This is a genomic window from Paenibacillus silviterrae (genome assembly GCF_030167925.1).
GTDB classification, from domain to species: Bacteria; Bacillota; Bacilli; order Paenibacillales; family NBRC-103111; genus Paenibacillus_G; species Paenibacillus_G silviterrae.
The window spans coordinates 821859-837979 of sequence record NZ_JASKUT010000001.1; the positions used below are offsets into that span (position 1 = coordinate 821859).

Sequence of the window (16121 nt, forward strand, 5' to 3'; positions counted from 1 at the left end):
CTTTCGTCATGACCAATCGCGTTTCGATACAAGGCAAATTTCAATCCCAGCTCATCGGTTGGAGATACAGCGCCATAGTGCGCTTTCTTCTGTTTTTGATGCTGGGGATCGTTATTTACATGACCTTGCTGCCCCGCATGGTGCCGCAAACGTACGATATTCAGCTGGGAACGATCGCGGAGAAGGATATTATCGCGCCTCGACCGGTGGAGAACGCCTTAGCCACTCAGAAGGCTAAGGAGGTCGCTGCCGGTCAGGTACAGCCGGTCTACCAGATCATTTCGCTGAAAAATGAATTGGCGCTGGAAGCCATTTATGAAAAGCTGCGCCAAATCAATAACGATGCGGACGTATCACAGGCCGATAAGGTTAATATTTACCGTACAGTGCTTCCGACATTGCTGCAGGACCATATGGATCGGCAGCTGAAAATATTCGAGAACAGCGGACAGTACAACGATGCGCTGCTCCAAGAAATGCGCAACCGGCTTAAGGAGCAGCAGTATCGTATTCCTGAGGAATCCTTTTACAAGATGCCGCGTTTATCACAAGATGATTTGATTGCCATGGAGAAGGTGTCCAAGGACATCGTCATTCGGCTGATGAACGACCAGCTGCTCGACGCGCAAACCGCCAGAGCCAAGGTGGCGGAGCTGGTAAATGCTTCGACCCTTGAGAAAAGCGTATCCCGCGAGCTCGTTCAGGAGCTTGTTCGCGCAGCCGTATCCCCCAACAAGTTTTATGATCAGAAGGGGACCGAAGAGGCTAGAGGGAAGGCGCGCGACAGCGTGAAACCGGTTTACATCGATAAAGGCGATGTGCTTGTCGCCAAGGGAGAACGCATTACCGAAGAGGTATACGGACGCTTGAAGACGCAGGATCTGCTGAAGGATGAAAAAACGTACTGGCCTCATATCGGACTGCTATTATTCATTATTCTTATTAGCCTGGTGCTGTTCATGTTCGTTCGTCAAAGCCGCCTGCCGGTCAGCTACAATAACGCTCAGCTATTGATGCTCATTCTGATTCTGGTCATCACGATTGCAGGAATGAAGCTGTTCTCGATGGTGCAGAATCTCGATTATCCCTTCATCGGATACTTGGCGCCTACGGCCATGGGAGCTATGCTGATCACCATTCTGCTGGATGCGCAGATGGCCTTTATCGCCACAGTGCTGTTCAGCGTCACGGCCAGCGTCATTTTCAATGTAGAGCAGGCGGATCCGTTTGATTTTACTTACGGACTGCTAACCATGACCAATTCCTTTGCGGCCATCTTCTCTATTCAGAGAGCTAGTCAGCGTTCCTCGATTTTGAAGGCAGGGGTCATGGTATCCTTGTTTGCTCTGGTGCTTGTTACGGCACTGCTCATTCTCGAGGATCATGCGACTCGCAGAGATATGTTGTTTGCCGGCTCGTTCGCCGTGGGTGGCGGTCTGCTCACCGCCGTGTTCGTCATCGGTTTGCTGCCGTTCTTTGAAGTGGCCTTCGGCATCCTGTCACCGCTGAAGCTTGTGGAGCTCGCGAATCCGAACCACCCGCTGCTGCGTAAGCTGCTTACGGAAACGCCCGGTACCTATCATCATAGCGTGATGGTCGGGAATTTGTCCGAAGCGGCGGCAGAGTCGATCGGAGCGGACGGATTGCTTTGCCGGGTGGGAGCCTACTATCACGACATTGGGAAAACGAAGCGTCCGGGCTATTTTATCGAGAATCAGAACAACATGGAGAACCCGCACGATAAAATCGATCCGGCCTTAAGCAAATCGATCATCGTCGCCCATGCTCGTGACGGCGTAGAAATGCTGAAGGAATACAATATTCCGAAGCCGCTTAGGGATATCGCGGAGCAGCATCACGGAACGACGCTGCTGGCGTTCTTCTTTCATAAGGCCGTCAAGCAGGCTGAGGAACGAGGCGAGGAGCCGCCGGAGGAAGCTGAGTATCGCTATCCGGGACCGAAGGCGCAAACGAAGGAAGCGGCCATCGTTGGCATAGCGGATTGTGTGGAGGCGGCGGTTCGTTCGCTCCGCAATCCAACGGTGGAGCAGATCGATTCCATGGTCCGCAAAATCATCAAGAGCCGTCTCGATGACGGCCAATTCAACGAATGCGATCTGACGCTCAGGGAGCTGGACCAGATCGCAAAGACCTTAAATGAAACGTTGCTGGGAATTTTCCATTCCCGGATTGAATACCCGACGGACATCGCCGGGCAGAAGCCCGACGCGAAGAAGGCTAACGCCTAAAAGGAGGCCGACATGGCTCTGGAATTAGCATGGAACAATGAGTACGAAGCATTTGAAATCACTCAGGATCTTGTGGAAAAGCTCGAGGAGCTGCTTCGTCTGGCAGGGGAATCGGAGCAAATTACCGAAGGCGAGGTGGCGCTTACCTTCGTTTCCAACGAAACGATTCAGGAGCTGAACAAGCAGTATCGCGGTCTCGACAAGCCAACCGACGTTCTCTCCTTCGCCATGCAGGAAATGGGCGAGGATGAAATGGAGATCATCTATGATGAGGATGGCGTAGTCGACGCGGAAGAGCTGGAAGAGGGAAGCCGCTTGGACGGGGAAGCAGGGGAGATTCGCCAAGCCTTGGCCGAAGAGGGTGTACCTGCAGAGGGAGCCGATTTCGAGGAACCGCTCGGCGATATTATCATCTCGATCCCGCGCGCTATCGAGCAAGCCGAAGAATACGGGCATTCGGTAGAACGGGAGCTTGGCTTTCTATTCGTGCACGGCTTTCTGCATCTGATCGGCTATGATCATCAGGATGCGGAGACGGAGAAGGAAATGTTCGGCAAGCAGGAGGCCATCCTGCTGAAAGCGGGGCTAACCCGTTGAGACAGCCGGATCGATGGCAGCGCAGCTTCCGTTACGCTTATGAAGGGATCAAATACGCTCTGGCAACCCAGCGGAATATGAAGTTTCATTTTTTCGCTGCGGTGGTGGTGCTGGTGCTGGCTTTGTTTTTTCGTTTGCCCAAGGTGGATGTGTTATTTCTGCTGTTGTCCGTCACGCTGATGATTGTCACGGAGCTTATCAATACAGCAATAGAAAAATCGGTCGACCTGGCCATGCCGGACATTCATCCGTTGGCCAAGATCGCCAAAGACACAGCTGCAGCCTCCGTTTTGGTGTCTGCAGCTTTTGCCGCTATCACCGGGATGATTATTTTCTTCGAGCCGATGGAGCAGCTGCTGGTGGAATGGCGAATCGCCGAGAATACTCCTTTTTCGGCAGGTATGGTGTGGATCCTGCTTTGCCTGATTTTGCTTCTTGTTATCATCGTGGAAACGAGGTTCGGACAGAAAGGCGGAGGCTTCAGGCCAAGCATCCTAACAGCGCTTTCGTTTGCCGTAGCAACGCTGATCACCTGCACCTCTCCGGTGACCTTGGTCGGTTTGCTGGCGTATCTTCTAGCGGCTTTGATCATGGCCGTGCTTTATGATAAGCGCACGCGTTCGCTGGCTTCCTTACTCGTCGGAGCGTTGATGGGAAGCTTTGTTTCCTTTTTGGCATACTATTTGTATCATATGTGAAGGGTGTTATGGCAAAGATGGGAGAGGAGCGTGAAGGCAAATGGAGCAGCGTGAATTAATTGCTTTGGCAAGAAAAGTAATGGACCGGGCTTATGTGCCTTATTCCCGGTTTAAGGTAGGAGCCGCGCTGCTGGATGCGGAGGGGAATGTGCATCTTGGCTGCAATGTGGAGAATGCGGCATACGGTCCCACGAATTGTGCGGAGCGTACGGCGCTTCATCGGGCGATTGCCGACGGCGTGAAGGCGGGTGCCTTCCGGGCGATTGCCGTAATCGGCGACACGGAAGGACCGATTTCGCCTTGCGGCGTGTGCCGTCAAGTGCTAGTGGAGCTTTGCCCGCCGGATATGCCGGTTTATATGAGTAATTTGCGGGGAGACGTCAGGGAAATGACGGTGTCTGAGCTGCTCCCCGGTGCATTTACATCTGCGCAATTGGAAGACGGAGGAACGATAGCATAATGGCAGCAACCCAAACGAAGGATACGCAAAAGCAAAAATTCAAATCCGGCTTTGTCTCCATCATCGGCCGGCCCAATGTAGGCAAATCGACGTTGATGAATCAAGTGATCGGACAAAAAATCGCGATCATGTCCGATAAGCCTCAGACCACCAGAAATAAAATTCATGGTGTGTATACTACGGATGAAGCCCAGATTGTATTTTTGGACACTCCCGGGATTCACAAGCCTTCCTCCAAGCTGGGGGATTACATGAAGCACGCGGCGGAAAGCACGCTTGGCGAAGTGGATGCCATCCTGTTTCTGATTGATGTCGTGGAGGGCTTCGGAGGCGGAGACCGCTACATTATCGAGACCTTGAAAAAAGTCAAGACGCCTGTGTTCCTTGTGATGAATAAAATCGACCAAATTCATCCGGAGGCGCTGCTGCCGATCATCATGCAGTATAAGGACATGTATCCGTTCGCAGAAATAGTCCCGATTTCCGCCATTCACGGCAATAATGTGAATACACTGCTGGAGCAAGTCGTGAAGTACTTGCCTGAGGGACCGCAGTATTACCCAGCTGATCAAGTGACCGACCACCCGGAGCAGTTTGTCTGTGCAGAGCTGATTCGCGAGAAAATTTTGCACTTAACCCGTGAAGAGGTACCTCATTCCATCGCCGTTGCGATCGAGGATATGAAGGTGCAGGAGAACGGTGTCGTCAATATCCAAGCGGTTATCTACGTAGAGCGGGATTCCCAGAAGGGAATTATTATCGGCAAAAAAGGCGCGCTGTTGAAGGAAGTCGGGCAGAAGGCGAGGGCTGATATTGAAGCGCTGCTTGGATCCAAGACGTTTCTTGAGCTATGGGTCAAGGTGAAGAAGGATTGGCGGAATCAGGACCGCGTTCTGCGCGATCTCGGATTCCGTAACGAATAGGCGGCGGCCTTGTTTCAACTGTGGTTTCCGCGGGTTAAAAATGCATACATGGCAGTTTTTGTTTAGCATACTTCGACCTGAATCGTACCATCCTAATCCTAGTAACAGGTACCGTCATGTCCTAAGGAGAGGATGATACACATGAGAGATTTTTCGTGGAAGTATTTTTCAATGACTGGAGATGTCGATGCATACCTGCTTTATAAACAGATCACAGATCAAGATGACGAGGAGCCTGAATCGGAAGAGCCTCAAGCGCAAGCCTTTGATCTGCTGAATTAATACGCAGTTTGTTTGGGAATAGGAATCGAAGCAGCGGGGAGAGTTACGGTCGATGCAGTACCGTGTGCAGGGCATTGTCATCCGCAGCATGGATTATGGGGAAGGCAACAAGATTTTGACCCTTTTCACTCGTGAAATAGGGAAAGTAAGCGTTGTGGCCCGCGGAGCCAAGAAGGTCAAAAGCCGTTTCGGCTCCGCAGCACAGCTGTTTACTTATGGGGATTATTTGTTTTTCAAATCCGGTCAGCTGGGAACGCTGAATCACGCGGAGATTATCGAGGGCTTTCACCCTTTGCGCGAGGATTTGGATATGGCGGCGCACGCTTCCTACCTAGCCGAGCTGACGGACCGGATGCTGGGGGACCAGGAAGGGCAGCCGTTTCTTTTCGAGCAGCTTCGTGCAAGCTATGCGGGGATGCAGGAGAAGAAGGACATGCAAATTATCACTCACTTGTATGAGATGAAAATTTTGATGTTCGCCGGGTATACGCCGGAGCTGGAGCAATGCGTCGTTTGCCGCGAGGCCACCGAACCGTTTGCTTTCAGTATTACGATGGGCGGCATTCTTTGCGAACGCTGCCATTTGCGTGACCCGCAGGCTGTTCGCTTGGCCCCCGGAGTATATAAGCTGCTTAAACTTTTCACGCAGCTGGATGTCAGACGATTAGGTCAAATTGATGTAAAGCCGGAAACGAAAACTGCCTTGAAGTGTATCATGCGGGCTTATTTCGATACGCATGTCGGCCTGCAGCTGAAATCGCGCTCGTTTTTGGATCAGATGGACAAGTACGGCATTTAATATTTGACGAATTGACATGAAATTTACCATTTGCTACTATAATTTGATATGCCGTTGGAAATACTTCTCGTTACTGGGTCTTGTACATAGACTTAAGGGGCGGGATTTTTTTGTAGCCGCGAAAAGTAAGGGAAGATATTTCCGATGTCCGTAGTACCATTCCGAGCTGAAGCTATTTGCCTTCGGCCGCTCTTGAAATCGGATGAAGTAAGATTAGATTTGATGGTATTCATCCGATTTCAAAGGCGGCACGTAAACTCTACGGCAAACACTTCACTCTCCATATCCCGGACAATAATCTCTGAAACATATTCCCTTACTTTTTCGTAGTAGTAGTTAGAAGAAAGGCGGCGGTTAAACATGGAAGCCTTGATTAAACCGGTGATTTTTATTGTTTCCGATTCGGCTGGAGATACGGGCGAGGCCGTGGTGAGGGCGGCGGAAGCGCAATTTTATCCGCAGCAGGTGGAGACAATTCGTATTCCCTTCCTTCAGGATCAAGAGGGGATTGACCGAATGATCCAGCAGGTGAAGGAGCGCAGCGGCATTGTTGTATTTACGCTTGTTATTCCGGAGCTTAGGGATTACCTGGTCAAGCGGGCTAAGCAGAGCCGCATTCCTTATATCGACCTATTGGGACCTGTCGTACAGACGCTGGAAAAAGTGCTGCAGCAGGAAGCGCGCCACGAACCCGGGAAAATACATAAGCTGGATGAAGATTATTTCAAAAAGGTAGAGGCCGTTGAGTTTGCCGTAAAATATGACGACGGACGGGATTTTAACGGTATTCTTACGGCGGATATCGTATTGGTGGGGGTATCCAGAACTTCCAAAACGCCGCTGTCCATGTACTTGGCGCACAAGAAATTCAAGGTCGCGAACGTTCCGCTCGTTCCCGAAATCTCGCCTCCGGAGCAGCTGTTTACCGTGTCCAATAAAAAAATCGTGGGTCTGCGAATCGATCCGATGAAGCTCAATATGATTCGAGCGGAACGGCTGAAGGCGCTTGGCTTGCCGAGCACGGCAATGTACGCCGATGTGAAGCGCATCCAGGAGGAGCTGGTATTTGCGGATGCGATCATGAAAAGGATCGGCTGCCTTGTTATCGACGTTTCGAACAAAGCGGTGGAGGAGACGGCGAATACGATTATCGACTGGTACCGTACTCGTTGAAGCGACAGGGAGAAGCAGGATTTTTTAAATATTCATCGTATATAATATAGGGTAACGGCTAGTACTTCAGCCTTAGAAACGGTGTGAATCCATGTCCTTTCAAATTATCGTTGATGCCGACGCTTGTCCGGTCAAATCGGAAATTATTCAGGCGGCACGCGAATATCAAGTCCCAATCACCATGGTAGCTTCATATGATCATCGTTTGCAGCCGGCGGAGGGAGTTCAAGTGGTCCAAGTGGACCGGTCGGATCAATCCGTCGATTTGTACATTGCCAATCGAATCAAGCCCGGTGATATTTTAATAACGCAGGACTTTGGCTTAGCGGCACTGGCTTTGGGGAAGCGCGCATTGGTATTGTCGAACCGCGGGCAGCGGCTCCATGACGGTACGATCGATTTTTTGCTGGAGCGGCGTAATGAACAGGCCAGACTTCGGCGCGGCGGCAAGCATTCCAAGGGACCTAAACCGCTTACGGAAGAGGATCGGCGCTTTTTTCTACAATCTTTGACAAAAGTTTTGTCTGGCTTGCAGGAGAATCGAACAAAATAGCGAATTATATTACGGTGTTAATTTGAATGTAGGTGGATAGGATGAGTAACGGACGCATTCCGGAAGAGGTAATCGAGGCAGTCCTGCGAGCTCATGACATCGTAGAAGTGGTTGGCAGATATGTTCACTTAACGAAGCAGGGACATTATCTCAAAGGACTATGTCCTTTTCATTCGGAGAAATCTCCTTCCTTTACCGTAACCCCGGAGAAGCAAATTTATCACTGCTTCGGATGCGGAGCGGGTGGTAATGCTATTCGGTTCATTTCGGAGGTAGAAGGGGTATCCTTCGGTCAGGCGGTGCGCAAGCTTGCTGACGATGCGAATTTGAGCCTGGGGCTCGAGGATCGTCCCGGCGAACGCCAGGCGAAGGAAAATCCGGAACGGGTGAAGCTTCTGGAGGCCTATGAACGGGCAGGCAAGCTGTATCATTACATCCTCTTGAATACGGAGCAAGGAAAACCGGCACTGGAATATCTCAGAGGACGAGGTATGAACGATAAGATGATCTCCATGTTCGGTATCGGCTACGCTCCTGCAAGATGGGATACGCTCGTCAGCGTTCTGGAGAAGAATGAATTCCCTCTTCCGCTGATGGAGAAGGGCGGACTTATCACGGCCAAACAAGATGGAACGGGATATGTTGACAAGTTTCGCGACCGTGTTATGTTTCCGATCCATGATTGGAAAGGGCAGCTGATCGCCTTTGCCGGCAGAGCTATGGGAGATGTACAGCCGAAGTATATGAACAGTCCGGAATCCATGCTTTTCCATAAGAGCCGAACTTTGTACAATATCCATCATGCTCGCCCGCAAATACGCAAAGCGCAGGAGCTGGTGTTGTTCGAGGGCTATATGGACGTGATCAAAGCCTGGGAAGCCGGGGTAACGAACGGAGTAGCTACCATGGGAACCGCCTTGACGCCGGAGCATGCGGAGGTCATTCGGAAAAATGCCGAACGCGTCATCGTAGCCTATGACGGTGACAATGCGGGACAATCGGCAGCCTATAAGAGCATTCCGATTCTGGAGAATGCGGGATGCCAGGTGCGAGTGGCACTGCTGCCCGACCGGCTCGATCCTGATGAATACATCGCAGCCCATGGTTCTGAACGATTCGTACGTGAGGTTGTCGAGGCCGCCGTACCGTCGATCAAATATAAGCTTATTTATTTCCGCAAAAATTATAGGCTGCAAGAGGATGGCGAGAAGCTTCGTTACATTCAGCAAGCGCTGAAAATCATAGCAGGCCTGTCCTCGCCGATCGAGCGCGAGCACTACGTACGTGAGCTTTCCGGGGAATTTCAATATTCCTATGATTCCGCTATGCAAACCCTGAACGAGATCCGTCTCCAATCGGAAAAATATAACAATGCAGGGGATAATAAGGATCAGCCGTGGAATAATGTTATGAATGACCGGAGGCCCCGGGAGCGGGCTCCATCGCTATATCCTGCTTATCATAATGCAGAACGTCAGCTCTTAGCCGTCATGATGGCGGACAAGGACGTGACGGAATATGTACAGAAGCATTTGGGAGACGGCTTTAACGTAGATGCTCATGCGGCTTTGGCCGCCTACTTGTACGCTTATTACGCACAGGGGTATGAACCGAATGCGAGCACGTTTATCGGCACACTGCAGGAGGAGGAGCTCGAAGGCTTGGCCAGCTCGCTCATCATGATGGGAAACCGGCATGGATTGAATGAGCAGGTCATAGACGATTACATTCGAGAGATAAAGAAATATCCTCAGCAGCAGGCGATAGAGCGCAAGAGGGAAGAAATGATTCGTGCAGAGCGTTCCGGCGATATATTGCTGGCTGCACAAATTGGCAGTGAGATTATTTCCTTGGAAAAGCAGTTAAAGTCATCTTAGCCGGCCCTTCCGGCAGCGGATGCATCCAGGGAGGAGGGAGCTTACGATTATGGCGAACGATCAACGGACGGAAATAGAGACAGAACTGACGTTGGAGCAGGTGAAGGAGCAGCTGCTTGAACAGGGCAAGAAGCGTTCCTCATTAACTTACAAGGAAATCATGGAGAAGCTCGCACCCTTTGACCAGGATCCCGAGCAGATTGATGAGTTTTTCGAAACCCTTCAAGAAAACGGGATTGATGTAGGCAACGAATCGGATGAAGATCGGGAAATGGGACAGCATGACCCGGAGCATGATGATTTTCATTTTGATGACGACTTGTCGCTCCCTCCGGGGATTAAGATCAATGACCCCGTAAGAATGTACCTGAAGGAAATCGGCCGGGTACCTCTGTTGTCGGCTGAGGATGAGGTGGAGCTTGCTAAGCGGATCGGCCTTGGAGACGAAGAAGCAAAGCGCCGGCTGGCGGAAGCGAACCTGCGGCTTGTCGTGAGCATTGCCAAGCGTTACGTGGGTCGAGGCATGTTGTTCCTTGACTTGATCCAGGAAGGCAATATGGGTCTGATTAAGGCTGTAGAGAAGTTCGATTATAACAAAGGCTTTAAGTTCAGTACTTATGCTACCTGGTGGATTCGTCAAGCGATTACCCGGGCTATTGCGGATCAGGCGAGAACGATCCGGATCCCTGTGCATATGGTAGAAACGATCAATAAATTGATACGGGTATCCAGACAGCTGCTTCAGGAGCTGGGGCGCGAACCTACTCCCGAAGAGATTGCGAAGGAAATGGATCTTAGCACCGATAAGGTTCGAGAGATTATGAAGATTGCTCAAGAGCCGGTTTCACTCGAAACGCCGATTGGGGAAGAGGACGATTCTCACTTGGGGGATTTCATTGAGGATCAGGAGGCGCTTGCACCTGCAGATGCTGCAGCCTATGAGCTGCTCAAAGAGCAGCTGGAGGATGTACTCGATACGCTGACGGAACGTGAGGAGAATGTGCTTCGGCTGCGCTTTGGCCTTGATGACGGCCGAACCCGCACGCTTGAAGAAGTCGGTAAGGTGTTCGGCGTCACGCGGGAGCGGATTCGCCAGATAGAAGCCAAGGCACTGCGCAAGCTGCGCCATCCGAGCCGGAGCAAACGGCTGAAGGATTTCTTAGAGTAATGATGATCATAGACCTTACTGCAGGAATCTGCGGCAAGGTCTAATTTTTTGAGCCGCACACGCCGATAAATATGGAAGAAGGCTGGTAAATCCTATTCGCTTTGGTAAGGTGGCGTTCCGATGGATAAACAAGATGAGAAACGAAAGATCATGATCCGGGAAATTGAGCATTGGCGCAAAAGCCGGCTGCTGCCCGAGCAGTATTGTGATTTTCTAATGAATTTATATGTTGATAACGACGAAAAGCCATCTTCCGCATTATTCGGCTTAAGCCCTTCCGCTATACGTAACAGTAATTGGAAAAATTGGACGTTGTTCTTCTTCGTAATGGGTGTTATTTCCTTTACTGCCCTTAATTTTAGCGCTTTTGAATTACCAATGCAAATTGGCGTTTCTTTTCTTTTTTTGGCGGTATGTTATTTGATGGGCGGCTGGAAGCGTTATAAAGAACCGATGGCTTCGCAAATCTACTTGGGTACGGCATCTCTGTACGTGTTGTTTATCGGCGTCTACATTCTTCGTATTCAAGGGATCGACGCTCCTGTCCCCATTGTTGCTTATGTAGTGTTATGCAGCTTAATCTGGATCTTAACCGGTCTGTTAGCAAGGCTCGTGCTCTTTCAGCTATGCGGGTGGGTCAGCCTTGTTTTTTGTTACGGATGGCTGCTTCATCATCAGCTTGATTCGATTAATTGGGTCACGCTGGAGCTTAGCTGGGTCCCGTTGAGTCTGCTGTTTTGCTGGATGGCTTGGGTGATCCATGAGAAGAGCAAGCAGATCGGTCTGGTGTTCTTCTTGCTAAGCTTGATCGTTTGGTATATGCCTGAGTTGTATGGTATGCTTTATGCCGAGAAGTATGGGAAAGCGACAGTGCAAACGGTGCTTTTTGTCAAGATGGCGGTAGAGGGCATCCTGCTCTATACTTTACGAAAAAAATGGACGGAATGGGTTGCATAGCATGCTGCGATTATCAAAACGTTTGGAATGTATTGCCCGACAGGTGCCTGATGGAAGCCGGATGGCGGACATCGGCTCGGATCATGCCCTGCTCCCCAGCTGGCTTGCCGAGCGGGGAAGCATTACCTTTGCGGTGGCAGGAGAAGTGAATGAAGGCCCGAGAGACGCGGCTCTAAGGCAAGTGAAGGCGGCGGGCTTGCAAAAGCTTATTGATGTGCGGCTTGGAGATGGCTTGGAAGTCATTGAACCGGGCGAGGTAGATGTGATTACGATAGCAGGGATGGGCGGGACGCTGATCGCTTCCATACTGGAGGCCGGTGCCGCCAAGCTTGAAGGGGTACGGCGGCTAGTGCTGCAGCCCAATGTCGGAGAAGATAATGTGCGCCGCTGGCTGGTACAGCATGGCTGGGTGCTGATACAAGAACAAATATTGGAGGAAGACGGGAAAATTTACGAAATCTTAACGGCGGTCCCGGAAAGCGCGGCGGACATCACTAACCTAAAGCTCTATGAACCGTTCCAACTTGGGGAGAATGTAAAACTATCGGAGAACCGATTGCTGCTAATGGGGCCTTATCTGGTTCGTGAGGGTTCTCCTGTGCTGATCAAGAAGTGGGAAGCGGAAATCAAAAAGCTTCAGATGATCGAGCGTCAACTGGGACAATCCGATAACCCGGCTTCCAGAGAGAAGGAGCGGGAGCTCCAAGAAGAAATGCATGCGATTAGGGAGGTGCTGGCATGCTTGCCAAAGGTCAAGCCGTCATTCAGCTGATGGAGGAGCTGGCTCCTAAGGTTTATGCCGTTCCGGAGGACAAAATCGGTCTTCAGCTCGGTACCTTGCAGAAGGAGATTCGCAAGGTGCTTGTCGCCCTGGATGTAACGGACGAGGTTGTGGAGGAGGCCATACGGCTCCAAGCGGATTTAATTATTGCCCATCATGCGATTATTTATCGGCCGCTTCCGCATATTCAGACCGATACGCCGGCGGGCCGGTTGTACGAGAAGCTGATTAAGCACGATATTGCCGTATACATATCACATACGAATCTGGATGTAGCTAAGGGCGGAGTGAACGATTTGTTAGCAGAGGCGCTCGGTCTGACCAATACGGCACCGCTTGAGGAGATTTACTCCGAAAAGCTGAAAAAGCTGGTCGTATTCGTCCCGGCAACACATGCGGAGGCCGTTCGAAACGCCATGTTTCAAGCGGGAGGGGGCTGGATTGGCCAATACAGCCACTGCAGCTTTAACAGCGAAGGGACCGGCACTTTCATGCCGCGGGAAGGAACGGATCCCTTTATCGGCTCGGAGGGCAAGCTTGAGCAAGTAGCCGAAATTCGAATTGAGACGGTCGTTACCCCTTCCGTGGAACGTAAAGTGATACAAGCGATGATTAAGGCTCATCCATACGAGGAAGTAGCGTATGACATTTATCCGCTGGATATTATCGGCCCGTCCTTAGGGCTTGGCCGAGTCGGAAAGCTTCCGGAAGCCGTGACGCTCCGCGAATTGTGTGAGCAGGTCAAGCGAGCCTACGATGTCCCTATGCTGCGTCTGGTCGGAGATCCGGATCGTACGGTGAGGAAGATTGCCATTCTTGGCGGGTCGGGTGCGCGATACATGAGGCATGCGTTATTTGCCGGTGCTGACGTACTAATCACAGGAGATATTGACTATCATACGGCTCATGATGCGTTGGCAGCAGACCTCGCTATCATTGATCCGGGTCATAATATCGAGAAAATCATGAAGCAGGGCGTGGCCGACTATTTGCAGAAGCAGATGAACAGCCGGAAATGGCAGACGGAAGTGATTGCTTCACAGATCGATACCGAAGCGTTCCGTTTTCTCTAGGATCTGACAGTTGTGTTTTGTCCGATAACCCTGTATACTACGTTATGCACCTATTGCAGAAGAAAGTTTGACAGACAATCGCTGGTGACCTCCGGGTCACGAGAGGAAAGTCCGGGCTCCACAGGGCAGGATGCTGGATAACGTCCAGTCAGCGCGAGCTGAAGGCTAGTGCCACAGAAATGGACCGCCGATGATCGCTGCCGCTTATGTCGCAGCGAAACAGGTAAGGGTGGAACCGTGGTGTAAGAGACCACGAGGAGCGATGGTGACATCGTTCCTGGTAAACCCCATTTGGAGCAAGACCTAGAGGAACGCAGTCCCTTGCGGACAGCCTTAGCCCGAGGCGCGTTCGGGTTGGTCGCTTGAGCCGTACAGCAATGTGCGGCCTAGATAGATGATTGTCGCTTCAACGGTGGGAGGGTGGCCCCCGATACAACCACTGGAAGCACAGAACCCGGCTTACGGCAAGCTTTCTTATCGCCATGAGCTGCAATAGCTGCCAATCTTTATTATGGAAAAGAACCGCCACAGAGGCGGTTCTTTTTCGCATTATTTGCCAAAAAATTTGCTGATAATTCGTTCCAGCTGACTTTGCGTGCTCTGAGGGAAATTCGTAAGAGAATTTTTGCCTTGCTCGGCAGCTTTCACCGCAGCCACTACATCGATCATACCATGACCGAAATAGGGGTCGTGACCCTGCGGGCCTAAATCCATTGCCGTATCCCGCATGATTTGCATAACCTCCGTGTTTTTCAACATGGGGTTGACAGAGCGAATCAATGCGGCAAGAGCGGCAGCATGCGGGCTTGCCATCGACGTCCCCGAGAGAGCGGCGTACTGCCCGTTCGGATACGTGCTGGCGATGCTGACTCCGGGCGCCGTTACATCGACATAGTCACCGTAGTTGGAGAAGGAAGCCTTCGATTTTCGGGAATCGGCTGCGGCAACAGCGAGAACCTCAGGATATGCTGCAGGAAATCCGGGGCGTTCCGTATTGTCATTTCCGCTGGCGGCTACTAAGACTACGTCGTGATCATAGGCATATTTCACCGCATCATGGAGAAATTGAGCATCCGCGTAGTTGCCCAAGCTCATATTGATTACCTGAGCTCCGTGATCAGTCGCCCAAATGATCCCCTGAGCCACGGCATAAGTACTGCCTGCTCCCGTCTGGTCAAGCACCTTAACCGGCATAATGCGGTTGTACCAGCTCATTCCCGCCACGCCCAAATTATTGTTCACAAGAGCTCCGATGACCCCGGACACATGAGTCCCGTGGCCAACGTCATCCTGCGGCGGTGCGCTCGGGTTTACGACATTGAGTCCGCTGACCAGCTGGTCCTTTAAATCCGGATGGCTTAAGTCCACTCCGGTATCGATTACGGCGACGGTTACCTGCTCCGAGCCTTTGGTAACATTCCAGCCGGCCTCCGTCTCAATAAGCGGCAGGTTATATTGATAACGGCCATATAAGGAATCGTTAGGCTTAAACACACCGGCGCTTGGTGCACTTGGTGCAGCCACATCATTCGTTAAATAAAGAAAATGAGGCTCGGCATACTCCACATTCCATTTTGAGAAATAAGCCATCAACTGCTTAGCCTCCATCGAAGAGGACTCAAACACATAAGTATACCCCAGCTTCTGGGAATGGGTCGCTCCGATCTCCGAGCGAATTTTGGCCAAATCCGCTTGGCTAGGCTCTGTGCGGAAACGAACGACCACCTGATTCATATGATAGTGGCTCGTCCCTTCATTCTCTTCAGGATGATCGACGTGCACATCGCGCAGCGTCCCGGACTCTACCGACTCGATTTTATAGCGGCCTTCGCTAGGATAAGTAACCAGGCGCAAATTTTTCTTCTGATGCTCCTCCACTTCCTGCAAAATGTGCTGCCGCACTACTCCTAGAATCCCGGAGGAGCCTTGGGTTCCAGGCACTCCCAATACGAAGTAAGTGCCGCCGTCCGCTTGGAACGGCTCCGATTGATAGGAGCGACCGCTGTCCACATGATGTTTAGCCTTTTCCAGACGATCCTTGGCGGCTTGCTCTACTTCCGCCTTGAGCGTGCCGTAAGGCATGGCTTGAGCTAACGTTTTGCCTTGCTCGGTCCAGGCAAGCCATTCCATATGGGGGTGTCCGGACTGCAGCGCCGCTAACCCTTTTTGTTTATCCTCTGCCGACAGGGCTTGCACCTCGTTTGCAATCCGTCCGAGCTCATAGCTGCATTGGCTGCGGCACAGCTCATCGGTAATCGCCACATCCTGATTCAGTGTCTGCTGCTTCATTTGAAGCTCAGCGGCGGGAGTGACGGATTCCGGCCTGGGAGTTTCAGCTCCGCGAGGAAACAGCAGACCTACCCCAGCAATTACAAACAAAAACGACAGAATATATCTCCACATACTGCCGCCTCCTTACCATCATGATTTTACTTGTAGCGTCCCCTAGGAAGAAAAGGGTTATGTCTTCCTTGATTTAGCAGGATCACGGACCTGATAAAAAGAAACGCATTTTCGAAGACATTAGATAT

15 protein-coding genes and 1 other RNA gene are annotated in these 16121 nt (G+C 51.3%); 15 read left to right on the forward strand and 1 reads right to left on the reverse strand.

All coding sequences use genetic code 11. The features are described 5' to 3' along the window. Positions 1-8: 8 nt before the first annotated feature. From QMO62_RS03340 to rnpB, 15 genes are all read left to right on the forward strand, one after another. Positions 9-2249 carry an HD family phosphohydrolase gene (locus tag QMO62_RS03340; RefSeq protein WP_284638703.1) on the forward strand — a complete coding sequence of 747 codons (2241 nt, stop codon included), beginning with the start codon at positions 9-11 and terminating at the stop codon, positions 2247-2249. A gap of 12 nt (positions 2250-2261) precedes the next feature. Then, positions 2262-2846, forward strand: coding sequence for an rRNA maturation RNase YbeY (ybeY, locus tag QMO62_RS03345; protein ID WP_284638704.1), 585 nt, complete (start codon positions 2262-2264; stop codon positions 2844-2846). Further along, positions 2843-3544 carry a diacylglycerol kinase family protein gene (locus tag QMO62_RS03350; RefSeq protein WP_284638705.1) on the forward strand — a complete coding sequence of 234 codons (702 nt, stop codon included), beginning with the start codon at positions 2843-2845 and terminating at the stop codon, positions 3542-3544. Before ybeY ends, QMO62_RS03350 begins: the two co-directional genes overlap by 4 nt. Positions 3545-3584: 40 nt before the next feature. Further along, positions 3585-4004 carry a cytidine deaminase gene (gene cdd / locus QMO62_RS03355; RefSeq protein ID WP_284638706.1) on the forward strand — a complete coding sequence of 140 codons (420 nt, stop codon included), beginning with the start codon at positions 3585-3587 and terminating at the stop codon, positions 4002-4004. Next, positions 4004-4927, forward strand: a complete 924-nt coding sequence (gene era / locus QMO62_RS03360) for a GTPase Era (RefSeq protein ID WP_284638707.1) — start codon at positions 4004-4006, stop codon at positions 4925-4927. Before cdd ends, era begins: the two co-directional genes overlap by 1 nt. A gap of 141 nt (positions 4928-5068) precedes the next feature. Beyond that, the gene (locus QMO62_RS03365) at positions 5069-5209 is read left to right on the forward strand and encodes a YqzL family protein (protein WP_284638708.1); all 141 of its coding nucleotides are present in this window, start codon (positions 5069-5071) and stop codon (positions 5207-5209) included. Between the two features lie 52 nt (positions 5210-5261). After that, a complete protein-coding gene (recO, locus tag QMO62_RS03370; RefSeq protein ID WP_284638709.1) occupies positions 5262-6008 on the forward strand; it encodes a DNA repair protein RecO in 747 nt (248 codons plus the stop codon). Between the two features lie 360 nt (positions 6009-6368). Then, positions 6369-7181 (forward strand): pyruvate, water dikinase regulatory protein, encoded by an 813-nt coding sequence (locus QMO62_RS03375; RefSeq protein ID WP_284638710.1) that lies wholly within the window; start codon positions 6369-6371, stop codon positions 7179-7181. A gap of 91 nt (positions 7182-7272) precedes the next feature. Continuing rightward, entirely contained in the window at positions 7273-7734 is a 462-nt protein-coding gene (locus QMO62_RS03380; protein WP_284638711.1) for a YaiI/YqxD family protein, read from the forward strand. Positions 7735-7775: 41 nt separating this feature from the next. Beyond that, the gene (gene dnaG / locus QMO62_RS03385) at positions 7776-9611 is read left to right on the forward strand and encodes a DNA primase (RefSeq protein ID WP_284638712.1); all 1836 of its coding nucleotides are present in this window, start codon (positions 7776-7778) and stop codon (positions 9609-9611) included. 49 nt (positions 9612-9660) lie between these two features. Next, on the forward strand, positions 9661-10779 hold the full coding sequence (gene rpoD / locus QMO62_RS03390) for an RNA polymerase sigma factor RpoD (protein ID WP_284638713.1): 1119 nt from the start codon (positions 9661-9663) through the stop codon (positions 10777-10779). A gap of 120 nt (positions 10780-10899) precedes the next feature. Then, complete coding sequence (locus QMO62_RS03395; protein WP_284638714.1) at positions 10900-11736, forward strand: hypothetical protein; 837 nt, start codon at positions 10900-10902, stop codon at positions 11734-11736. A 1-nt stretch (position 11737) separates the two neighbouring features. Then, positions 11738-12508 carry a tRNA (adenine(22)-N(1))-methyltransferase gene (locus QMO62_RS03400; protein ID WP_284638715.1) on the forward strand — a complete coding sequence of 257 codons (771 nt, stop codon included), beginning with the start codon at positions 11738-11740 and terminating at the stop codon, positions 12506-12508. Continuing rightward, positions 12475-13590, forward strand: coding sequence for a Nif3-like dinuclear metal center hexameric protein (locus tag QMO62_RS03405; RefSeq protein WP_284638716.1), 1116 nt, complete (start codon positions 12475-12477; stop codon positions 13588-13590). Before QMO62_RS03400 ends, QMO62_RS03405 begins: the two co-directional genes overlap by 34 nt. 62 nt (positions 13591-13652) lie before the next feature. Beyond that, positions 13653-14067, forward strand: an RNA gene (gene rnpB / locus QMO62_RS03410) — RNase P RNA component class A. A 72-nt stretch (positions 14068-14139) separates the two neighbouring features. On the opposite strand, the gene QMO62_RS03415 is transcribed toward rnpB, so the two are convergent. Further along, positions 14140-15993 carry a S8 family peptidase gene (locus QMO62_RS03415; protein WP_284638717.1) on the reverse strand — a complete coding sequence of 618 codons (1854 nt, stop codon included), beginning with the start codon at positions 15991-15993 and terminating at the stop codon, positions 14140-14142. Positions 15994-16121: the final 128 nt, after the last annotated feature.